The following is a 23,348-nucleotide window of genomic DNA, read 5'->3' on the forward strand; positions in this document are numbered from 1 at the left end:
GTTACATTACCTGAAACCCCTGCCAGTAGGGATCTTCATCGTCAATAATGATGTGATTGTATCCGGTAATCCGTGCCCAGCCTTCTACTGACGGGATAATGGCTGACTTTCCGTCTACAGTGGCTGTTCCTTCAATTCTCCCTATAAATTGAGAACCGATATAACTTTCATGGATAAACTTTTCCCCTTCTTTTAGTTTTCCCTTGGCATGCCACTGGGCCATCCGTGCTGAAGTTCCGGTTCCACACGGTGAGCGGTCCAACGCATTTTCACCCACTAAGACGGCATTCCGGCCGCTGGCGTTAGGATCCATAGGAGTACCTGTCCATTGGATATGGCTCAGTCCGATAATATGTTCATTTTCAGGATGGATAAACTGATACTTCTCATTCAGTAATCTCCTGATGATCTTCCCATAATGAATAAGCTGACTGGCTGTAAAATCAGAAATATCCCTGAAGTTTTCCTGCGGGTCTATGATTGCATAGAAATTCCCACCATATGCAACATCAGCTTTTATCAATCCGAGATCCGGGCATTCAACTTCCAGATTTTCAGCATAAAGAAACGATTTTACATTGGTGAGTTTTACAGAAGTTACCTTTTTTCCTTCCTGTACATAATCGATCAGAATAAGTCCTGCCGGCGTTTCCAGACGTAACTTTCCAGGAATTTTCGGGACAACCAGACCTTCTTCTATGACAATGGTAACCGTTCCGATGGTACCGTGTCCGCACATGGGAAGGCATCCGCTGGTTTCAATATATAATACGCCGATATCATTCTGTTCGTCAGTAGGAGGATACAAAATACTTCCACTCATCATATCGTGTCCACGGGGTTCGAACATGAGCCCTTTCCGAATCCAGTCGTATTCTTTCATGAAGTGAAGTCGCCGTTCCATCATGGAATTTCCTTTCAAAAGAGGTCCGCCTCCGGCCACAAGACGTACCGGGCAGCCACAGGTATGTGAATCTATGCAAAAAAAAGTTCTGTTCATACGGTTTCTAATTTTAATGATCCTAAGTTCACTTCACCATCTACGATTCTGTTGATCTGCAATGGATTTTCATTCTTGAGCTCTTCGGGTAAAAATTCATCCGGCCAGTTCTGAAAAGAAATGGGACGAACGAATCGTTTAACGGCATCCGGTCCTACAGATGTAAAACGGGCATCTGTTGTAGAGGGGAAAGGCCCTCCGTGCTGCATGGCATACACCACTTCTACTCCGGTGGGCATTCCGTTAAATAAGAGTCTTCCACATTTATCTTTCAAAAAATGAATCAGTTCAGAATTCTCCCGAATATCATCCGAAGTAGCAGCAACCGTAATGGTTAGCTGTCCTTTTAGGTTTTGAGCGATCTGTATAAGTTCTTCTCTGTTTTCACAAGTGACAATGATACCAAATGGACCGAAAACTTCTTTACTCAGTACAGGATTATTGATGAAACTTTGAGCATCGGTTTGTATAACAGCAGCACTTCCTTTCCCTTCTTCTGTTTCTATGAAGGCAATGATCTCAATATCAGGCTGTGATATTGCCTCTATTTTATGCTTTTCAAAACTTTCATATATTCCTTTATGAAGCATATTGGCAGGTACAATGCCTGTAATTTCATTTTTTACTACTGTGATAAAACGATCTAAAGATTCCCCTTTAACAGCAATAAATACCCCAGGATTTGTACAGAATTGGCCTACTCCTAATGTTAATGAACTGATGTATTCTTTAGCTAAAGTTTCTGCTTTATTTTCAATCAGGTTTTCAAGTGCAAATACAGGATTGATACTTCCCATTTCGGCAAATACAGGAATAGGATTTTCACGACGACTGGCGATGTCAAACAAAGCTTTTCCGCCATTGAATGAACCCGTAAATGCTACTGCCTGGATATCCTTGTGCTCTGTTAAGTAAGTTCCAATTTCATAGGATGTTCCTGTAATGTGACTGAAAATACCTTCAGGCCAACCGTATTCTTTTACCGTATTCGCTATCGCATCAGCCATCATTTGAGAGGTCTGACAATGTGCCGGATGTGCTTTTACAATAACAGGGCAGCCTGCTCCTATGGCACTAGCTGTATCTCCTCCCGCAGTAGAAAAAGCAAATGGAAAATTACTGGCCCCGAAAACGACCACTGGTCCTAATCCTATATTGTATTTTCTGAGATCTCCTTTTTGCTTTTCAGGTTGGGCAAGATCAATTCTTGGCTCAGTGTATATTCCTGAAGCTACTGCTTTGGCATAACTTCTCCATTGGCCTACCGTTCTGGCTTTTTCGCCCGTAAGTCTTGCCAGAGGTAATGAGGTTTCAGTATGGGCAGTGGTCAAAAGTTCTTCTCCTAAAGCCTCAATCTGATCGGCAACAGCATTCATGAATGCTGCCCGTTGTTTTATGGTTGTATTCTTCAGGAACTGATACGCTTCGGAAGCCATTTGAATTCTTACCTCAATATTTTCTTTTGATGTTTCTTCAATCATAGCTTTTGTTTTGATGTTAATCTAGTGTAGGACGGTTGGTTCTGCCCTCTTCAATAATCTTATTGACTTCTTGGGCTTCTTCACCCTGAAGTTCAAGACGGGGTGCTCTTACATACGGATTGCTGATTCCTTCTGCTGTAGCAGCCAGTTTGATATATTGGATAAGTTTAGGATGAATATCAAGTTCTAACAATGGCATAAACCATCTATAAATAGCCACGGCTTTATCATATTGTCCTGCTTTAGCATAGTTGTACATGGCCATGGTCTCATTAGGAAAGGCATCTACAAGTCCCGCTACCAATCCATCAGCGCCAAGCATTAAAGTTTCAAGGCAAATAGTGTCTACTCCACCAAGAATTTTGATTCTTTTTCCGAAACGGTTAATCATTCTGGTTACATTGGCAAGATCCCTTGTAGATTCTTTAACCGCCTGAATGGTTGGATATTCAATAAGCTGGTCAAACATTTCCAGCGTGACATGAATTCCGTAATCCACCGGATTGTTATAGATAAGAATAGGAAGATCTGTAGCAGTGGCAACCGCTTTGAAATATTCTACTACTTCACGGCTATCAGCTTTGTAACGCATTGGAGGAAGTAGCATTAATCCGTCTGCTCCTAATTCTTTTGCTTTTTGAGCAAAATTGACTGCATTTTGGGTTGTATTTTCAGAAAGGTTAAGGATAACGGGAACTCTTTCCTGTGTAATTTTTTTAGCATATTGAAGAAGCTCAAATTTTTCTTCAGTTTCCAGTGCGCTGGCTTCTCCTAATGTTCCGGCAAGGATAATCCCGTGAACGCCGGCTTTAATCTGGGCTTCTGTATTGACTGCAAACATTTCAAAATCAATCTTTCCCTCTTTGGTAAAAGGCGTTAATACAGCAGGATAAATACCTTCCCAGTTTAGTTTTGTACTCATATCAAATAATATTTATTCAAAACTAAGTGAATTTTAAAACGGTAAATGTTAATATTTTAATGAATTCTGACCGTATTTTAACATGTAGTTATTCGCGGTCAAAAGTAGCTTCTTTATAATGCTTCAGATATTCCTTAGGAGAATATTTCATAATGGATTTAAAAACGCGGTTAAAGTTTGTAAGACTGTTGAATCCGCTGTTAAAAGCAACAGAGGAAATGCTGTATCTGCTGCTGGATGTTAATAATCTGCAGGCTCTCTGTACCCGTAATTCATTAAGATATTGGATATACGTAATCCTGGTGTGTTTTTTAAAGGATCGGCAAAATGCCTGGGGAGTCATACAGGCTTCTTTAGCAATGGTATCAAGAGAAAGTTTATGCTGAGTGAAATTTTTCTTTATATAAGTCTGGGCATCAATAATCCTCTGATCATTGTCCGAAATATGGTTGGGCAGATTCTTTTCTGAAGATAGTGGGATATGCAGATGTCTGTTTTGCATTAGATGATTTAAAATCTTTATAAAATCTATGATTTGTTCTACCCCCTGTGTCTTTTGTAATGCAGCCATGCTCTCTCCTACACTCGATTTTAATTTTGAAGCAACCTGAAATCCTACTTTAGAATGTTTAATGAAGTTTTTAAGCTCTTCAAATTCCGGTAAATCAAAAAAAGCGGATATTTTTTTATCAGGATCGAAGAATATAGAGATCGCATGAACCTTCTGCTTTTCATTTTCTTTAAAATCTCCTTTGAAAACGTGGGATTGATTGGCGCCAAGGTAGAAAATATCTCCAGGCTCAAAGGTAAAAAGGTTCTGTTCTATGGCGAGCGTACCATGTCCTTTCAGGATCCACATGATCTGAGTTTCAGTATGCCGGTGGAAATAAGGATAAAAATTAGGCATAATATCTTCCTGAATACGGATGCTTTTGTTCGTATCAGCAGGAACAGAAAACTGGAGACTCTTCATACAATCAGTACTTTATGAGATTAGTAAATGCGAAGGTTAAAATATTGCCGAATTTAAGCAAAATATGAACATTACCTATCATATTAAAATCCAAACTTTACATCTCCATTATTTTAACGAAGAAAGGGCTTCAAATAGTACAAAATCGTAACTTTAACCTTTTAAAATAAAAACTATTCATAAATATATGTTTTCAGCACAGACTTATCAAAGCAGAAGAGCCGTATTACAGAGCAATGTGGCAAGCGGAATTCTATTATTTCTGGGAAATATAGAAAATCCTGTAAATTTTGAGCATAATCCTTATTATTTCCGTCAGGATAGTACTTTCTTATATTATTTCGGAATCCAGGAGCCGAGGATTGCCGCTATTATTGATATTGATGAAAATAAAACCATTGTTTTCGGAGATGAACTGAGTATTGATGACATCGTATGGATGGGCAGACAGGAAACATTGAAAGAAAAGAGCCAAAAGTCTGGTGTACATGAAACTTTACCGTATGCAGAACTTTCTCAATATCTTCTGAAAGCACAGACATCCGGTAGAAAAGTACACTATCTTCCACCCTATCAGTCTTCCAATAAAATCTTACTGGCAGATCTCTTAGAGATCAAGATTGCTGAACTGCAACCTTCTGTGGAGATGATTAAGGCTGTTGTAAAGCAACGTTCTATAAAAGAAGCTCAGGAAATCGCACAGATAGAAGAAGCTGTAAATGTATCCAATGAAATGCATTTACTCGCAATGAGGATCGCAAAACCAGGTGTCAAAGAATATGAAATCGCCAATGCAATTCAATATCTTGCCGCCAATAAAGAATGCCAGATGTCTTATCCGCCAATTGTTACCATAAATGGTGGAATCCTTCACAATCATTACCGCCTTAATACCTTGAAGGAAGGAGATCTTTTCCTTAATGATTCCGGCGCTGAGACAGCCATGGGATATGCAGGAGATCTAACCAGAACATTCCCTGTAAGCAAAACTTTTAGTACAAAACAAAAAGAAATCTATGAAATTGTTCTGAATTCATTCAATAATGCTCATCATCTTTTGAAGCCGGGAGTTAAATTCAAAGATATTTATCTGAAAGCCTCAGAATATCTGGTAGAAGGACTGGTTGATCTTGGATTGATGAAAGGTAATCCTGAAGAAGCGGTGAAAAACAATGCCCATACCCTGTTTTTCCAGTGTGGATTAGGACATATGATGGGATTGGATGTACATGATATGGAGGATCTTGGAGAGCAATATATCGGATATACAGAAGAAGAACCAAAAGATACCCAAACATTTGGTCTTAAATCGTTACGTTTAGGGAAAGCTTTAGAATCCGGATACGTAGTAACGGTGGAACCGGGTATTTATATGATTCCGGAGTTGATCGATATCTGGCAGGCTGAAAATATAAACGCAGCATTCATTAATTATGATAAGGTAAATGAATACCGAAACTTCGGCGGCGTTCGTGTGGAAGATGATTTTCTGATTACAGATGATGGGTACAGGCTTCTTGGAAGCGGATTGATTACCACCGTTGATGACATTGAAAACTACAGAGCAGAATATTTAGATTAATTCAGATTTTATATATGAAGAATATAAAAAAAATAACAGCCATTGCCCTATATTTCCTGTGCTTGTCACCGTTGGCCGCACAAAAAACACAATGGACTCCTGACGGCAATGCCTATTATTCATTCACTAAAAATGGTGTTGGAATTATTGATGTGCTGAATCCAGGAAAAGATCAGGCTTTTTTAAGCAATAATGAATTGATTCCTTCCGGAAGTTCTACGGCTTTAGAAGTACAGAGTTTTCAGGTTTCTCCTGACAGCAAAAGTTTGCTGCTTTTCACGAATACCAAGAAAGTATGGCGGGATAATACCCGTGGAGATTACTGGATTTTCGATAAAAATACGAAGAAGCTTACCCAGCTTGGAAAAGATCTTCCCAAGGCTTCATTAATGTTTGCTAAATTCTCCCCTGATGGAAAAAAGGTAGCCTATGTGTCTAAGCACAACATTTATATTGAAGACCTTTCCAATAATCAGCTTACTAAAATTACCAATGATGGTACAGACCGAATGATTAATGGTACTTTTGATTGGGCTTATGAAGAAGAATTTGGGACTCAGGATGGTTTCAGATGGTCTCCGGACGGAAGTAAAATTGCTTACTGGAAGCTGGATGCCCGAGGAACTAAAAACTTCCTGATGATTAATAATACCGACAGTCTCTATTCATTTACCATTCCTGTAGAATATCCGAAAGTGGGAGAAAACCCTTCAGGATGCAGCATCTGGTTTTATGATCTTGCTTCAAAATCTTCTAAGAAAGCAGATATTGCAGGTGATGAAGTACAGCATTATATCCCCAGAATGGAATGGGTGCAGGATTCTAAATCTATTATTCTGCAGCAATTGAACAGAAAACAGAATCAGAGTAAAATTATGGTGGCTGATGCTCATTCGGGAACAGGCAAGACCATTTATACTGAAACAGATGCTGCATGGATAGACATCAAATCCAGATGGAATGATAATGATCCAAGCGGTTGGGACTGGATCAACAATGGTAAAGAGTTTTTGTGGGTTTCTGAAAAAGATGGCTGGAGACATATTTATAAAATAGATATGAATGGTAAAGAAACTTTGATTACAAAAGATGCCTTTGATGTTATAAAACCAGAGTTTTTTGATATTCAGAACAAACAGATTTACTTTTTAGCTTCTCCTGATAATGCCACTCAGAAATATCTGTACAAAGTAAGTATGCAAGGTGGAAAATCTCAAAGAATAACTCCTGTAGCTTATACCGGATCCAACCAATATATGATATCTCCCAATGGGAAAATTGCGATGTTTAACAACAGCAGCGTAAATGCGCGTTCGGCAGGAGCTGTAGTATCATTGCCGGAACATAAAGAACTTGTTGCTGCAAAAAGTGTTTCAAAAGCAGATCCGGCTAGAGCTAAAACAGAATTTTTCCAGATTACTACGCAGGATGGTGTTACCTTAGACGGATGGGTGGTAAAACCTAAAAATTTTGATCCAAACAAAAAATATCCAATTGTTTTCATGGTATATGGTGAACCGGGTTCCCAGACCGTAACAGATAATTTCTATGCAGGTAAAAACGGTTTGTATGTTGGAGATATGGCTCAGGATGGTTATCTGTATGTTTCTCTTGAAAACCGCGGAACTCCTGCTCCTAAAGGACGTGAGTGGAGAAAATCTATTTATCGTAAAATAGGACAGCTTAATATCCGCGATCAGGCGATGGGAGCCAAAGCCTTATTTGCAAAATGGCCATATGCAGATACTTCCAGAGTTGCCGTTTGGGGATGGAGCGGCGGAGGTTCTTCCACACTGAATCTTTTGGGACAATATCCGGATATCTATCAGACAGGAATAGCCATTGCTCCGGTAGCCAATCAATTATTCTACGATAATATCTATCAGGAACGGTATATGGGACTTCCACAGGAAAACAGAGAAGATTTTGTCAACGGATCTCCATTGGCTTATGCTAAAAACCTGAAAGGAAACCTTCTATTGGTTCATGGTACAGGAGATGATAACGTACATTATCAGAATACGGAAGTGTATATCAATGAGCTGGTAAAATACAACAAACAGTTCCAGCTGATGTCCTACCCAAACCGAACACACTCGATCAGTGAAGGTGAAGGTACATCATTGCACCTCGCTACTATGTTTACGAAATATCTGAAAGAACATTGCCCTCCGGGAGCAAGATAAGAACTGAAAAATCCCGCAGTAATGCGGGATTTTTTATGTAAGTCTGTTTTATTTTCTTTTAAATACAATTGTCCAGGTTATATGAAAAGGTTCTCCCTTGTACGGGTCTGTTTCTTTCATAACAATTTTCATTGTTGTCTTGTCCAGTTGGACGATTTCAAACTTTCTTTCATCATTACCCCCTTCAAATAAAGATAAAGATGTATCATGATCAGGGTCCAATGAGTAGGAGAAATAAAGCTGTGCACTATCGGTAATAGAACCGTCTGCATTAAACTGCATAAGGTCATTCTTGCTTAATCTGTAATTTTTTATGGTACGCTTTCCGTTGGCCTCTATTCCTTCCGATGTTGAAAGTATAGGTTGCCATTTTCCCACAATCATTTTTCGATACGATTGCTGACAGGGAATACTGAATGACAGTGCTGTCACACAAAAAGTACACAGAAACAGGATCAGATGAAAGGACTTTACCATATTTTTGCTTTGGATGTAAAGAATTAATACCCACTTATTTTCAAATGTAGTGACATTCTGGTTAATATTGTGAAAATTGTTTTTATATCCTTATTTTTAACCTGTTAATATAATATCATTCATTTGAAACTATCACGCTCCTATTATTCCAGTCAGGATGTGCTTTTTCTGGCTCAGGATCTCTTGGGAAAGGTCCTTTTTACAAAAATCGATGGCGATATAACAGCTGGGATTATTGTGGAAACTGAAGCTTATTTTGGGGTTCAGGATAAAGCGTCTCATGCATATGGCTGCCGACGGACAGACCGTACGGAAACTTTATACAGCCATGGCGGCATTTCCTATGTTTATTTGTGCTATGGAATTCATCACCTTTTTAATGTGGTAACTTCTGTAGAAGATGAACCTCACGCGGTTCTAATCAGAGCAGTTGAACCATTAATCGGAAAGGAGATCATGGAAGCCAGACGGAATATGCCTGCCTCTAAGGCAGCCATTTCTTCCGGTCCCGGATCAGCAGCGAAAGCATTAGGTATCGACAGGTCATTTAATAAAAAAGATCTGGAAGGAAACGAAATCTGGATTGAAGATCATGGCATATTGTACAAACCGGACGAAATTGTTACAGGGCCCAGAATAGGAGTTGCTTATGCGCAGGAAGATGCCCTTTTGCCCTGGCGTTTTTTTGTAAAAAATAACAGGTACGTCAGCAAACCAAACAAAGTATAATACGGCTATTCCTGAATTGCCTGATAAAAATCCTTATAAGACGTCACAAGATCCCCAAGGCTGAATCCACGGTTCAGTCCGCTGGTATTAGGGAGCACCCAAACCCTTGCGCCACAGAAATCTTCAGATTGCTCTCCCCAAAGAATGTCTTTCTTTTTATAAAATGCTTTGTAAGCCGCTTTACCCAGAAAAGCAATATATTTTGGCTGGAATTCGTTTATTTTAGCGGTAAAACTTTCAAGCGCATAATCAAATTCGTGCGTTGAAAGCTCATCCGCACGGGAGGTCGCTCTTGCTACGGCAGTCGTCAGGCCATATCCGAAATCTAAAATGGATGTATCCTGTACCGCTTCAATCTCATGGGGAGTAAAGCCAGACTGATGAAGGACTTTCCAGAAACGGTTGCTTCTTCCTGAAAAATGATGCCCGTCATCTGCTGATTTTAAACCGGGATTGATCCCACAAAAAATAACTTTGAGGTTAGGGCTGATGATATCTGTTAACATATTGACATGGATTAATGCTGATAAAACAGAATGGTTAGCACGCCTCTGTTTCATTATTTAAAGATACTGATATTAGCCATATCCGGAACAATATTCCAAAAATAATGGATCCCGTTTCACCTTCTTTAAGATACGTTCCATCTGTATTTTTTACCGGATCAGCCCATTTCCTGCACTGAATAGAAAAAAACAGCGGTAATTTTGTCATAGAAATATAAAAAACGATGGTCAGTAAAATCATGTTCTTCAGAACAGACAGGTTTCCTGAAAATCATTTAAAACAAATTGTATGAACTGGATCGCATTACTCATCGCAGGTATTTTTGAAATCGGATGGCCGTTGGGTCTTAAATTATCACAACAGCCGGGAGGCAACAAATGGAGCTGGGTTCTGTTCTCTGTAGGATGCATGGCCGTCAGCGGAGGTTTCCTCTGGTATGCTCAGAAAAGTATTCCTATCGGAACTGCTTATGCTGTATGGACAGGAATAGGTGCAGTAGGAACTTTACTCGTAGGGATTATATTTTTCCAGGACTCTGCCAGTATGCTAAGGTTATTGTCTGCATTCCTGATTGTAGCCGGTATTGTAGGGCTCAAACTTTTTTAAATCTAAAATTAGGACTACTAAAAAATGGCTTAAGATATAAATCATTAAGCCAAATTATTATCCAATATCGGATAATCAACTAACCCATTAGATGTTCTTCAATGACTGGTATGTTTACCAGTAGCCTATTAGCTCGGCTTTTGTTTCAAGATGGTGATCAGAATTCCTACGATAATCGTTATGGAACATCATCCGTTTTTCCAGACTTCGGTCTCCAGACTTCATGTTTTTACAGCCCAAGATCAGGCTTCGTGCCATGAAGAATAAAAAAAGCAAAGCCGCCCACCTCAAAATTTCCGGTCTTTTCATGGTATATGATATGTATGATGCTTCAAATTTGGATAAAATAGATCGTTGAATCATCGGAATATCTACTAATGATCAGCTTCAATCTATCAATATTCTCCATACTCATTTTCAAGATTAGAGAAGCACCAAAAAAAAGGCTGCTTCAAAAAATAGAAACAGCCACATCGAATAGAATTGATATGAATAAATAGTCGTATCAGATTGATTTTTACTAATGAACGTCCCAGAAAATTTTTGTGGTTAACCGGTCCCCACCAATTGCAGATGCCGCTTTAGCATAATTAGTTCCATTGGTGGTCGCTTCCAGAGTTGGATACTGCAGTCTTACGGGTACCTTTCCGTCTGCATTGGCAATGGCTGTGGGAGGAGCCTGTAAAGCCGGATAATCCAACCGTCTGTAAAAGTTCCAGGAGATGACCGGATGATTGTACAGCGCAACCCAAGCCTGCTCCCCTATGGATTTTTTCCAGTTGGCAGTGTTATAAGGTACTCCTGTGAGATACTGCTGAGCCTCCTGATCAGACAATCCCCACTCCCGGAAAGAAGACTGTACCGCAGCGTTGTATAAAGCTTCAGGGGTTCCGCCAATTCCAAATCTTGCAGCAGCTTCTGCAAGATAGAAAGCCACTTCCGTAGAAGTGATCAGATTTCCGGAAGTGACGGGGATATACGCAAATACTCCCGGTGCCGAAAATGCTGAAAAATCTCCCGCAAGACCAATAACCTGCCCGATATACTCACCATCTACATCCTGAAAATACCTGGACACTCTGGGATCTGAATTCGTATTGAGAAAATCAATAAAAGGTTTTCCTCCAAAAAAATCATCCCGGCCACTGTTCGCAAGATTCTCAAACAGCGGATTAAAATTAGGAGTATCCGGAAGATAGCGGAAAAGGCCACTCTCCGATCCATCCGTAATGACTCCGCCTGTAATGGCAGCGTTGATCGTAGATTGAGCAAGTGCCGGATTGACATCGGAAACAGCAATACCCAGTTTCAAAAGCAGGGAATTTCCGAATTTTTTCCACTTCCCTATATCTCCACGGTATATAATGTCTCCGGAACCGAAAGTTCCTGCCCCTTCCTTCAGACCGGTAACATCCGCCTTCAGGCGGTTGATAAGACCTTCATAGATCTGCCGGTCATCATCATAAGCTGGCAAAGGAAACTTTTCCTGATGGAGAGCCTGGCTATAGGGAACATCGCCAAAGGTATCCGTTACCGTCTGAAAGGCATAGACTGAAAGAATATCGATAATCGCCAGCTGATTTTTTTTCTTATCCTGCCAGGTACTCACTTCAGAAGGTCCGGGCCGGTACTGCTCTATCAGTTCCTTTGCCTTGTTGAGGTTGTTGAGCACATTCACATAGTTGTCTCCCCATACATTATTGGAAACATTTCTGGCCGTAAAGTTGTAATTGCTTTCATTCACATAGGTAACTTCCTGCCAGTACTGCATGGTAAGACGGAAATTGTTCTCGTTAACACTTGGCGTGTTCATATAATCGCTCAGTTCTTTCTCTGCATAGGTAAGAAGCGGTTCCGGAGACATCTCATAGGCTACATGTGGATCGGTATTCACATCGTCTGTCGTGCATCCTGCCATTAATAATGCCAGAAAAGAACCTAATATCATGGTATGTTTCATAGTAATCATTTTAAAAATTAACTTTAAGATTGAATGCGAAATTTCTTGTAGAAGGCATCACGCCGGACTGATATCCCTGGATGCTTCCTGAAGAAAGCCCTGCCTCTGGATCAGCGTAAGGAAGATTCTTATGGATAATCCAAAGATTACTTCCCGTAAAGCCAAGAGTAAGCCCCTGAATACCCGTATTTTTTAAAAACTCATGGGTAAAGCTGTAAGAAACAGATACCTGTCGGAGCTTGATAAAACTGGCATCGTACACAAATGCTGCTACCGGCGGATCGGTACCCAAAGTCTGACTGGAAATAGAACGGTCCAGACGGATGGTATTAGGAATATAATGTCCGGGATTACCAGGATCCTGCATGACACCCGGTAAAATCACTCCGCCACCATTAGCCAGTGTATTTCTGATAGGATTGCCAAGATCATTCAGTCCTACAGAGTCGGGATACAGTCCGGTTCCATATCCGTAATACTGATCCAGGGAAAATATTTTGCCGCCTTTTTTCCAGTCGATCTGGAAACTCAGGTTAAAGTTTTTATACGTAAAAGAATTCGTTAGTCCGGCAATAAAATCCGGCTGGAAGCTTCCCAAATTATAATTGGAGCCGTCAGTATGAAGGTATGCCCCATTTTTCCCTACCACTTTATTTCCGTTGGGATCGTAAACAAAATCCGCCCCCCAAATACTGCCGTAGTCACCATTGAGCGGTGCGTTGATACTGATGCCTCCCTGCAGCGTACCAATCGTGATATTCTCTATTCCTTCGCGAAGAGCAGTCACTTTAGTTTTGGGATTAGACCAGTTGAGGTTCATATCCCAGGAAAAATTGCTGAACTTCAATGGAGTGACATTCATGGAAAATTCCACACCTTTGGTTGTAAGTTCGCCCGTATTCTGAATTTTCGCACCATTTCCCGTGCCTAAAGAAACGGGAAGCGGAAGAATCTGGTCAAAGGCTATATTCCTGAACCAGGCAAGATCGAACCCCAGTCTGTTTTTAAAAAACTGCATATTTGTTCCCAGTTCAAGGTTCTTCAGTTTCTGAGGAAGGAGATTGGCATTCCTTAACGTAGTATTATAAGAGTATACCGGATTGTTTTCAAAAGAAGCCAGAGCCAGAAACCGGTTTCTCAGCTGATCCGCATTAGTATCCGAGCCCACTTCAGCATACGCTGCCCTCACTTTTCCGAAGTTCAGCCATTGCTGTTTCAACATATTTGAAAACACCACACTCGCTGAAACAGAAGGATAATAATAAGCGGCTTTTTCTTTTGGTAAAGAGGTAGACTGATCTCTTCGGAAGGTTCCTTCAAGATAATACGTATTTTTGTATCCTAAAGAAGCCTGGATAAAAGCTCCGTAAATATACTTTGAGGTATTGGTAGTAATAGGTTTTGCTGGTGTGACGACCGAATTGGAAATCGTATAAAGACCCGGAATATAAAGCCCTCCGGAAGTCGTCTGCGCGTTGGAGTAGCTGGTCTGTACATTTACATTTCCGCCTATTAATGCCTGCAGATTCAAATCTTCAAGAATGTTCTTTTTGTAAGTGGCGATCAGGTCGTAATTGGTCTCTGTAAACCGGAGGTTGGTAACGGCATATCCTGAAGGCTGTTCTATGGGATTAAAGCTGAAAAGAGCAGGAATAGAACCTACTGCTCTTCGTTCTTCCGTAATCATAGTATAGCCGTCAATCCCTACCCTTCCAAGGATATTAATACTTTTGGAAAGATCATAGTTCAGGCTGAAATTTCCTGCAAAACGCTCCCTCTTATCATTCTGATAGTTTTCGTAACGGGTAAAATAAGGATTATCCCAGTAGGCCGGCGAAAGGTTCACAGGAGATTTTATATTCCACGTATAGTTTTTATGAAAGGTATCATACAGGTATTTCTGATCCTGAAGATCCACATTGGTAGGCCACCACTGTCTGAAATTCCCCATAATATTATCTCCGTATCCCGTAGAATTTCTTCCCTTTGTCCTTTGCACGATATAGTTGGCGAAAATAGTAGCGGTTAACTTATCCGTAAGTTGATAGGAAGCATTACCTCCAAAGTTATTCTTGACCAGTGAAGAATTGGGCATGATGTCTGTAGCGTACGTATTGGCATAGCTTAGCCTGAAAGTAGCCTTATCATTTCCGCCACTCAGTGCAATGTTATTGGTTCGGTTGATGGCTTTGTCAAAAAAAGTGATGGGACCATTCTTCGCCATTATCCAGGGGGTCTGTTTTCCAAAATTCCTGGACCCGGGAATGAAGGTATCATATTGGTACACCATAAGATTGGGATCATAAGCAACTCCATAGGATGCATCATGCCAGAAATAAACAAGAGAACCGTTTTGATAAGGGATCAGCTCCTGTCCTAAATATCCCTGTCCGTACTGGGTCTGATATTCCGGAAAAGTAGAGCGGTCGATGGCTGAAATGGAGATGCTGCCATTATACTCCAGACCGATACCCTGGGTATTTTTCTTCCCTTTTCTGGTGGTAATGATAATAGCCCCGTTCTGAGCTCTCGATCCATATAAAGCAGTTGCAGCAGCTCCCTTTAACACATTCACCGTTTCAATATCATTGGGATTGATATCCGAAACCGGACTCCCGTAATCATAGCCGCCAAACCCGTTCTGCTGAACGGAGGAATTAATATTCCGGTTGATCACAGGAACCCCATCCACAACAAACAGGGCCTGATTATCCCCTAAAATAGATTTGTATCCTCTGGAAACAGCATCTACGGAACCTCCAAAGTTCGTAGATTGTCTGATCTCAAGCCCTGCTACTTTTCCTGAAAGATTATTCAGAAAATTGGTGGTAGGATTTCTGCTGATATCCTCTCCCTTTACTTCCTGAGTAGAATAACCCAGTGCTCTCTTTTCCCTCTTGATCCCTAAAGCGGTTACTACAATTCCCTCAATGTTCTGCGTGGCTATAGTATCCTGCTTTTGCTGGCTGAAATAGGTTTCGCTTCCGATAAAAAAGGCGACCCCGGCACTTAAAAGCTTTAACTTGTATTTCATAATTATTGATTTTTTTTAACTTGTTAATCAAAATTCAATAATTGGTGAAGAACATCATAAAATGTATATATCAACGGCCGGCTGGCGTCTACTAAAAATAAATGGAACCATCTAAAACATACAACCCAGCATCTAAAACCCACAGAGGATACCATTGACATTTTTATTTCAATATTCTTTATTTTGCTAATAAAATAAATAGTTTTATAAAAATTGGTTAAGTTTTTGAAGGCTAATTATAAACCATTCACACCATTGAAACTAATCACATTTACAAAAAAAGGAATTTACTGCCCGCAGGGAAAATTTTATATTGATCCCTGGAGGCCTGTAGATATGGCCATCATCACCCATGGTCACGCTGACCATGCGCGATGGGGAATGAAAAAATATCTCTGTCATCACTTTACAAAACCTATTCTGTACCAAAGAATTGGTGTAGACATCGAATGCCAGAGTATAGGATATGGTGAAAAAATCACAATAAACGGGGTCAGCGTTTCCCTTCATCCTGCCGGGCACATCATTGGTTCTGCCCAGATCCGGCTGGAGTACAAGGGATACGTTACAGTGATCTCCGGAGACTATAAAATTCAGGAGGATGGCCTGAGTACTCCCTTTGAGCTGGTACGGTGTCATGAATTTGTGACGGAAAGTACCTTCGGCTTACCGGTATACAACTGGCTGGAAACAGAAGATCTGAATAAGAAACTCCAAAATTGGGTACTCCAGAACCGTGAAAACAGTAAAACGTCCGTATTTATAGGCTACTCTCTGGGAAAAGCCCAGCGTATTATGAAAGCGGTAGAAGGATTGGGTAAAATCTACGTACACTATTCCATCGGGAAACTCAATGAAGCATTCGAAACTGTGGGGATAGATCTTCCGGATTATACCATTGCCGATTTCAGAGAAAATGCCAAAGAAGTACAGCATGAGATCGTCATTGTTCCACCGGCTTTGCTGGACAGCAATATCATCAGAAAAATTCCGGATGCCGCTACGGCTATCTGCTCAGGATGGATGCAGGTACGTGGTGCCAGAAGGTGGCGGAGTGCAGATGCAGGATTTGCCATGAGCGATCATGCAGATTGGGGCGGGCTGCTGCAGGCTGTAAAAGCCACGGAAGCAGAGATTGTTCACGTTACCCACGGCCAGACGGAAGTCTTTTCAAAGTATTTAAATGAAATCGGCATCCGGTCTGATGTGGTAGAGACACTCTATGGGGAAGATGAAGAAGAATCAGAAAAAGAAATCATTGAAAAACCTGAATTATGAGACATTTTGCAGATCTGATCAATGCTTTGGAAACCACCAATAAAACCAATGCCAAAATAGACGCCATTATCGATTATCTGGAACGTGCCCCGGATGATGATAAAGTATGGTTTATTGCTTTGTTTACAGGGAAAAGACCTAAAAGGAATGTCAATACCAATTATATGAAGGAATGGGCACTGGAAATCACAAAGCTGCCCTTCTGGCTCTTTCAGGAATCCTATTCTTCCGTTGGAGATCTGGGTGAAACCCTTTCATTGATCCTTCCGCCACCACAGGAAAAAATAGAGCGCAGCCTTTCACAATGGATGAATGATATTGCAGGCTTAAAAAATAAAACAGACGCTGAAAAAAAGGAATTTGTACTGCAGTCATGGAACGGACTGGATTACACAGAGCGGCTGATCTTCAACAAACTGATTGGAGGCAGCTTCAGAATCGGTGTGTCTGATAAAACACTGATCAATGCCCTCACCAAATTTTCAGGACAGGAGCCGAGTACGCTCATGCACAGTCTCATGGGAAAATGGATTCCTGATGAAGTCTCATTCAAAGAACTCATTTCTGCTGAAAATGTTAACCCTGATAACTCAAAACCTTACCCTTTCTGCCTGGCCTATCCTCTGGAAAAGGAAATCCAGGAACTCGGGAAACCGGAAGAATGGCTCACCGAATATAAATGGGACGGAATACGGGGTCAGATCATCCGGAGAAATGATGAGGTTTTCATCTGGTCGAGAGGGGAAGAGCTCGTGACAGAGCAGTTTCCTGAAATTACAGAAACCGTACAAGCGATGAATGGAAATTTTGTTCTGGATGGAGAGATACTTGCAGTAAAAGACAGCAACGTTTTAAATTTTAATGAATTACAAAAAAGACTGAACAGGAAAACTTTAACCAAAAAAATGCTTTCTGACATTCCCATTGAAGTATTTGCCTACGACCTTCTGGAATGGGAAGGTAACGACCTCAGAGAGAAACCACTGTATGCAAGAAGAGCTATGCTTGAAGAACTGCTGATCAATGAAAATCCTGAAAATATAAAGCTTTCCAGAAGTATTAATTTTGAAGACTGGGAAGAACTTGCGCAGGTACGGGAAAATTCAAGGGACATCAACAGTGAAGGCCTCATGCTGAAACATAAAAATTCAGCTTACCATTCAGGACGTAAGAAAGGCGACTGGTGGAAATGGAAGATCAGCCCCCTCACCATTGATGCTGTTCTGATCTATGCCCAAAAAGGGAGCGGCAGGCGAAGCGCTTATTATACCGACTATACTTTTGCGGTTAAAAATGGGGATGCACTCGTGACTATAGCGAAAGCCTATTCCGGATTAACTGACAAAGAGATTATGGAGGTCAGCCGTTTTGTAACCAAAAATGCCATTGAAAAATTTGGTCCGGTAAGAACGGTAAAGGCTGAGCTTGTTTTTGAAATAGCTTTTGAAGGCATAGGTTTCAGCAACCGTCATAAAAGCGGTGTAGCCCTCCGCTTTCCAAGGATAGTGCGGTGGCGAAAAGATAAAACCGTAGATGAAATAGATGAACTGGAAGAAATTAAAAAATTAATAAAGTAATTTGACAGCTTTTGAACATACCGACGGATTTAAAATCATTCAGCAGTGGATGAATGATAAGGATATATCCCCTTTTAAATTTCAGATGGACACATGGAAGAAATTTGGAAACGGATATAGCGGAATGGTGGTTGCCCCTACCGGTTTCGGAAAAACATTTTCTGTTTTTCTAGCCTTGGTTTCAGACTTTTTGAACCAGCCGGAAGACTACAAAAAAGGGCTGAAGATGGTATGGATCACTCCCCTGCGCTCTCTGTCTAAGGACATCGCCAAAGCCATGCAGGAAGCTATCGATGAGATCGGTTTAGATTGGGCCGTAGGGGTCCGCAACGGAGATACAGATCCGAAAGTAAGACAACAGCAGGTAAGGAAAATGCCCGATATTCTGGTGGTTACACCAGAAAGTCTTCATTTGCTGCTGGGTCAGAAAAATCATGAGACATTTTTTAGAGAAATGAAATGTATCGCTGTGGATGAATGGCACGAATTATTAGGCTCCAAACGAGGAGTCATGGTAGAGCTCGCCATCTCGCAGCTTACAAAATATGTTCCCCGGCTTAAAATCTGGGGTATTACCGCTACCATTGGCAATCTGGACGAAGCCATGGAAGTCCTGATCCCTTATGATATCAAAAAGACAAAAATTACCGCCAGGGAACATAAGAAAATCGACATTATCCCGGTTTTCCCGGATGAGGTGGAAGTACTGCCCTGGGCGGGGCACCTTGGAAATAAGCTTGCGGATAAAGTAGTTCCAATTATTTTGAATTCAAAATCAACCATTGTTTTTACGAATACCCGAAGCCAAAGTGAGATGTGGTATCAGCTGCTGCTGGACGCTTACCCTGATTTTGCGGGGCAGATTGCCATCCACCACAGCTCTATTGATGCCCATCTGAGGATCTGGATTGAAGAAAACCTCAGCAACGGTAAACTGAAAGCGGTTGTTTCTACCTCATCATTAGACCTCGGTATCGATTTTAAGCCTGTTGATACCGTTATTCAGATAGGTTCTGCGAAAGGTGTGGCAAGATTTCTACAACGGGCAGGACGTAGCGGACACTCCCCTTTTGAAACCTCAAGGATTTATTGTGTGCCTACCCATTCCTTAGAACTCATTGAAGTTTCTGCCTTAAAAGAAGCAGTAAAGCAGAAAGTGGTAGAGCCCCGGGATCCTCAGGTTTTATGCTTTGATGTATTGGTCCAGTTCCTGATGACCCTGGCCGTCGGTAACGGTTTTTACCCGGATGAACTGTACGAAAGAATAAAAAAAGTATATGCCTTTCAGGAAATAATGGATGAGGAATGGCGCGGCATTCTCGAATTTCTGACAATTGGAGGCAGTGTCTTAAAAAGCTATGAAGAATTCCATAAAATCGTCATTATGGATGATGGATTATACAAAGTGACCTCCCGCAAGATCGCCATGCTGCACAGAATGAATATGGGCGTTATTGTAAGTGATGCCATGCTGAAAGTAAAATTCATCTCGGGAGGGTACATCGGGATGATTGAAGAGTATTTTATTTCAAAACTGAAGAAAGAAGAAAAATTTATTTTAGCAGGCCGGACACTTGAAGTGGCCATGATCAAAGATATGACCGTCTATGTGAGAGCCGCTAAAGGAAAAGCATTGGTTCCCAGTTATCTTGGAGGAAGGTTGCCTTTAAGCTCCGATCTGGGTCATTTTTTAAGAGAAAAACTTTCGCATGCCTTGAACCCCAAAGCTTCTGAAAAAGAACTAAAGTTTCTCAATCCGCTCCTTTCCAGACAGGAAAAAAACTCCCATATTCCCAAAGAAGATGAATTTCTGGTAGAGCTGATCAAAAACAGGGAAGGCTATCACCTCTTTATGTATCCGTTTGAAGGACGTCTGGTACACGAAGTGATGGCAGCGCTCGTCGCTTACCGTATTTCAAAGCTTGCCCCCATTTCCTTCTCAATGGCTATGAATGATTATGGGTTTGAACTTTTCAGCGACAAGGAAATTCCATTGAATGAAGAAAATCTTCATCAGATCCTTACCAGGGAACACCTGATGAATGATGTGATCTCCAGTATCAATTCAGCAGAAATGGCCAGAAGAAAATTTCGGGATATCGCTGTAATCTCGGGGATGGTCATCCAGAATTATGCCGGCCAGCAGCGTTCCAACAAAGCGTTACAGAGTTCTGCCGGGCTTATCTTTAAGGTCCTGGAAGATTATGATCCTAATCATTTTCTGATCAAACAGGCCTATACTGAAGTTTTTAATGTGCAGCTCCAGGAACAAAGGCTGGTAGAGGCTTTTAAAAGAATTGAAAAATCTAAAATCATCTTAAAACTCTCCCGCACCTTTACGCCGCTGAGCTTCCCGATAAAAGTTGACAGTCTGAGGCAGACCCTCTCCAGTGAAGGACTGGATGCAAGAATCCGGCGTATGCTAAAATTATAAATGATATTTTCTCGTAAAGATAATATTGGCGGCTGTTTTTTTTTTGTCGAAACAATCGCCGTACCTTAGATAAACCCTTTGTGCAGAATAAACTAAAGTTAGAAAAACAATGGCAAAATTGTTCTTGGTCCGTCATGGGCAGTCTCTGTGGAATCTAGAAAACAGATTTACCGGCTGGCATGACATCGACATTACAGAAACCGGTATTGAAGAAGCGAAAAAAGCAGGCCTTGCCTTGAAAGGCGAAAAAATTGATATGGCATTTACCTCAGTATTGATGAGGGCCGAACACACGCTCAATGTCATTCTTGAAACCATGGAAAAAAAAGATATTCCGATCATCAGAGATAAAGCATTGAATGAACGGTCGTATGGAACCCTGGAGGGCCTTAATAAAGCTGAAACCGCCAAACAGTATGGTGATGAACAAGTGCTTAGCTGGCGTAGGTCATACGATATTGTGCCGCCCGGCGGAGAAAGCCTTAAAGACACCTATAACCGTGTTATTCCCTATTTCGAAAAAGAAATCGTTCCTTTACTTAAAGAAGGAAAAAATATATTGGTTGTAGCCCACGGAAACAGCCTTCGCTCATTGGTCATGCACCTGGAACATCTTTCTCCCGAAGAAATTCTCCAAAGGGAAATTGCCACGGGAATTCCAATTGTTTATCTGTTTGACGAACAGTTTCATGTACACAGGCAAGACCACTGATTTATTATTTCCACATTCATTACTTATACTTATCGATCGTGTTTATAGCAACAAAAAATATTATTATTCATAACGAAACGTTTACATTAACCAATCAGCGTGCGGTCTTCTGGGAAAAAGAAAAATCTCTGATCCTGTCGGATCTTCATATCGGAAAAACAGCCCATTTCCGGAAGAATGGTATTGCTCTGGCCAATCATATCATGAAAAGCGATCTTGAAAGGCTTTCTGCCCTGATAGAATATTTTCTTCCAGAAAAATTCATTGTCGTGGGTGATCTCCTTCATGCAGGGGATAATTCCGATGTGGATGAGTTCTGTACATGGCGTAATCAGTATCCCGACCTACAGTTTTATCTGATTGAAGGAAATCATGATCGTATTTCGGGGACATTGGAAAAAAAACTTTGCATGAATCTGAAAGAAAAGCTGTTGCAGGTGGACTTCATCACATTTATCCATGATTTTGACCCAAAATTGACAGCTTTTCAGGTCACCGGACATATCCATCCCGGAATAGTTCTGCAGTCTGCCGTAAAGAGCATCAGACTCCCCTGCTTTGCTGTGAGTCCTAATCAGCTCCTGCTGCCTGCTTTCAGTGAATTTACGGGACTTGACACCAAGAATCTCCCTAAAAACAGCAAGTTTTTTGCGTTTACAGATGCTGAAATTTATGAAGTGTAAGGACGTCTGTTTTTGCGGATCTGTTTTTAGTGAAAGCAGATCAACAGCAGAAATCTTCTGCAGAAGCTATTACTACTATTAAAAAAAGTAACAAAAATTTTCAAAATCGAAACGAGGTACCACATTTTATTTCCTTTTGGTCAGGTATTTGAATGGTAAACAGGAAGATCTACAATAATTATTGCAGGGAATAATTTCTCTGTATACGATCAGCCAATCACCAAAAATATTATATTATGTCAACACAGAATTTAAGCCATTTAGAGGCGATCAAGAAAATCAAAGAATTGTCGGAAAGTGCCAGAATATGTATGTTCTGTACAGAACTGGAAATGATTCCGGTGAATTCAAGACCTATGACTCTCCAGGAAACAGATGACAGCGGAAATTTGTGGTTCATCAGCAGCGGAACCAGCAATAAGAATTTTGAAATAAAAGAAGACCGTCGAGTTCAGCTGTTTTTTATGAATAACAGTGACTCACAATACCTGTCAGTATATGGAGAAGCTTCTGTTTATAAGGATAAGGCCACGATAGAAGATAAATGGTCACCAATGGCTAAGGCATGGTTTGACGGAAAAGATGATCCGAATGTTACCATTATCCGGGTAGAACCAAAAGAATCCTATTATTGGGATACCAAAGCAGGTAAGCTTGTAAGCCTTTTAAGCTTTGTAACAGCCGCTATCACGGGTAATAAAACCAATAATGCCGATGGTGTAGAAGGAAATGCCACCATTTAATACCCCTGATTGAACCAGGAAAAGGGCAGCCAATATCTTACCCATACGCAATTGTTTTTGCCACGAGTATACAGATTTTTATCATGGATGTATTATTCGTGGCAATTATAATGTTGGTATGACCAATGATCATGATAAGGTAAAGACCACAAGCGATAACCCCCAGTATATACCTTTAAAAAAAAACGGCCTGATTTCTCAAGCCGTTTTCAAAAAGAATGATCAGTATTATTTCTTCAAATCATCCAGAGATGCACCGAAATTGATGTGCAGCACATTCCCATTGGGAGTAACCAGAGCCGGTACCGATTGTACACCGGCCTTTTCTGCTTCTGAAATTTTGCTTCTGTCATTTCCTAAATGCACAATATCTATATTTTCACGACCGATAAGCTCGATCATATCATGCTCTGCATTGACACATACCGGACATCCGGCATGATAAAAAACTGGTTTTTTCATAA

The 23,348-nt window shown here is 40.8% G+C and carries 19 protein-coding genes; 10 read left to right on the top strand and 9 right to left on the bottom strand.

Annotation, left to right across the window (positions count from 1 at the left end; translation table 11 throughout):
* Position 1: 1 nt before the first annotated feature.
* The 4 genes from DRF67_RS15900 to DRF67_RS15915 form a co-directional block, all read right to left on the bottom strand.
* Positions 2–1,000 (bottom strand): 4-hydroxyproline epimerase, encoded by a 999-nt coding sequence (locus DRF67_RS15900; RefSeq protein ID WP_115929282.1) that lies wholly within the window; start codon positions 998–1,000, stop codon positions 2–4.
* Positions 997–2,481 carry an aldehyde dehydrogenase (NADP(+)) gene (locus tag DRF67_RS15905; protein ID WP_115929283.1) on the bottom strand — a complete coding sequence of 495 codons (1,485 nt, stop codon included), beginning with the start codon at positions 2,479–2,481 and terminating at the stop codon, positions 997–999. The genes DRF67_RS15900 and DRF67_RS15905 overlap by 4 nt, the downstream gene beginning before the upstream one ends.
* A gap of 16 nt (positions 2,482–2,497) precedes the next feature.
* Entirely contained in the window at positions 2,498–3,403 is a 906-nt protein-coding gene (locus DRF67_RS15910; RefSeq protein ID WP_115929284.1) for a dihydrodipicolinate synthase family protein, read from the bottom strand.
* Between the two features lie 88 nt (positions 3,404–3,491).
* Positions 3,492–4,376 (bottom strand): AraC family transcriptional regulator, encoded by an 885-nt coding sequence (locus DRF67_RS15915; RefSeq protein ID WP_115929285.1) that lies wholly within the window; start codon positions 4,374–4,376, stop codon positions 3,492–3,494.
* Between the two features lie 187 nt (positions 4,377–4,563).
* Between DRF67_RS15915 and DRF67_RS15920 the strand changes: the two genes are divergently transcribed.
* Entirely contained in the window at positions 4,564–5,958 is a 1,395-nt protein-coding gene (locus DRF67_RS15920; RefSeq protein WP_115929286.1) for an aminopeptidase P family protein, read from the top strand.
* A 14-nt stretch (positions 5,959–5,972) separates the two neighbouring features.
* Positions 5,973–8,144, top strand: a complete 2,172-nt coding sequence (locus DRF67_RS15925; RefSeq protein ID WP_115929287.1) for a S9 family peptidase — start codon at positions 5,973–5,975, stop codon at positions 8,142–8,144.
* Positions 8,145–8,192: 48 nt separating this feature from the next.
* Here DRF67_RS15925 and DRF67_RS15930 read toward each other — a convergent pair whose 3' ends face one another.
* Positions 8,193–8,621, bottom strand: coding sequence for a hypothetical protein (locus DRF67_RS15930; protein ID WP_115929288.1), 429 nt, complete (start codon positions 8,619–8,621; stop codon positions 8,193–8,195).
* Positions 8,622–8,744: 123 nt separating this feature from the next.
* Here DRF67_RS15930 and DRF67_RS15935 point away from each other — a divergent pair, with 123 nt between their 5' ends.
* Entirely contained in the window at positions 8,745–9,350 is a 606-nt protein-coding gene (locus DRF67_RS15935) for a DNA-3-methyladenine glycosylase (protein WP_115929289.1), read from the top strand.
* A gap of 5 nt (positions 9,351–9,355) precedes the next feature.
* Here DRF67_RS15935 and mug read toward each other — a convergent pair whose 3' ends face one another.
* Positions 9,356–9,910, bottom strand: coding sequence for a G/U mismatch-specific DNA glycosylase (gene mug / locus DRF67_RS15940; RefSeq protein WP_228435827.1), 555 nt, complete (start codon positions 9,908–9,910; stop codon positions 9,356–9,358).
* Positions 9,911–10,145: 235 nt separating this feature from the next.
* Between mug and DRF67_RS15950 the strand changes: the two genes are divergently transcribed.
* On the top strand, positions 10,146–10,463 hold the full coding sequence (locus tag DRF67_RS15950; protein ID WP_115929292.1) for a DMT family transporter: 318 nt from the start codon (positions 10,146–10,148) through the stop codon (positions 10,461–10,463).
* 520 nt (positions 10,464–10,983) lie between these two features.
* Here the strand turns inward: DRF67_RS15950 and DRF67_RS15955 are convergent.
* The gene (locus DRF67_RS15955) at positions 10,984–12,423 is read right to left on the bottom strand and encodes a SusD/RagB family nutrient-binding outer membrane lipoprotein (RefSeq protein ID WP_115929364.1); all 1,440 of its coding nucleotides are present in this window, start codon (positions 12,421–12,423) and stop codon (positions 10,984–10,986) included.
* A gap of 10 nt (positions 12,424–12,433) precedes the next feature.
* Positions 12,434–15,457, bottom strand: coding sequence for a SusC/RagA family TonB-linked outer membrane protein (locus DRF67_RS15960; protein WP_115929293.1), 3,024 nt, complete (start codon positions 15,455–15,457; stop codon positions 12,434–12,436).
* Between the two features lie 255 nt (positions 15,458–15,712).
* Between DRF67_RS15960 and DRF67_RS15965 the strand changes: the two genes are divergently transcribed.
* From DRF67_RS15965 to DRF67_RS15990, 6 genes are all read left to right on the top strand, one after another.
* On the top strand, positions 15,713–16,735 hold the full coding sequence (locus DRF67_RS15965) for a ligase-associated DNA damage response exonuclease (RefSeq protein WP_115929294.1): 1,023 nt from the start codon (positions 15,713–15,715) through the stop codon (positions 16,733–16,735).
* Positions 16,732–18,312: an ATP-dependent DNA ligase gene (locus tag DRF67_RS15970; protein WP_115929295.1), complete on the top strand. Its 1,581-nt coding sequence runs from the start codon at positions 16,732–16,734 to the stop codon at positions 18,310–18,312. The genes DRF67_RS15965 and DRF67_RS15970 overlap by 4 nt, the downstream gene beginning before the upstream one ends.
* Position 18,313: 1 nt before the next feature.
* Positions 18,314–20,746, top strand: a complete 2,433-nt coding sequence (locus DRF67_RS15975) for a ligase-associated DNA damage response DEXH box helicase (RefSeq protein ID WP_115929296.1) — start codon at positions 18,314–18,316, stop codon at positions 20,744–20,746.
* Positions 20,747–20,855: 109 nt separating this feature from the next.
* Positions 20,856–21,458 carry a 2,3-bisphosphoglycerate-dependent phosphoglycerate mutase gene (locus tag DRF67_RS15980; protein WP_115929297.1) on the top strand — a complete coding sequence of 201 codons (603 nt, stop codon included), beginning with the start codon at positions 20,856–20,858 and terminating at the stop codon, positions 21,456–21,458.
* Positions 21,459–21,496: 38 nt separating this feature from the next.
* Positions 21,497–22,141 (top strand): ligase-associated DNA damage response endonuclease PdeM, encoded by a 645-nt coding sequence (gene pdeM, locus DRF67_RS15985; RefSeq protein ID WP_115929298.1) that lies wholly within the window; start codon positions 21,497–21,499, stop codon positions 22,139–22,141.
* 236 nt (positions 22,142–22,377) lie between these two features.
* Positions 22,378–22,884 (top strand): pyridoxamine 5'-phosphate oxidase family protein, encoded by a 507-nt coding sequence (locus tag DRF67_RS15990; RefSeq protein ID WP_115929299.1) that lies wholly within the window; start codon positions 22,378–22,380, stop codon positions 22,882–22,884.
* A gap of 228 nt (positions 22,885–23,112) precedes the next feature.
* Here DRF67_RS15990 and DRF67_RS15995 read toward each other — a convergent pair whose 3' ends face one another.
* The gene (locus DRF67_RS15995; protein WP_115929300.1) at positions 23,113–23,346 is read right to left on the bottom strand and encodes a thioredoxin domain-containing protein; all 234 of its coding nucleotides are present in this window, start codon (positions 23,344–23,346) and stop codon (positions 23,113–23,115) included.
* Positions 23,347–23,348 lie beyond the last annotated feature (2 nt).

It is taken from the genome of Chryseobacterium pennipullorum (assembly GCF_003384725.1).
In the GTDB taxonomy this organism is placed as follows: domain Bacteria; phylum Bacteroidota; class Bacteroidia; order Flavobacteriales; family Weeksellaceae; genus Chryseobacterium; species Chryseobacterium pennipullorum.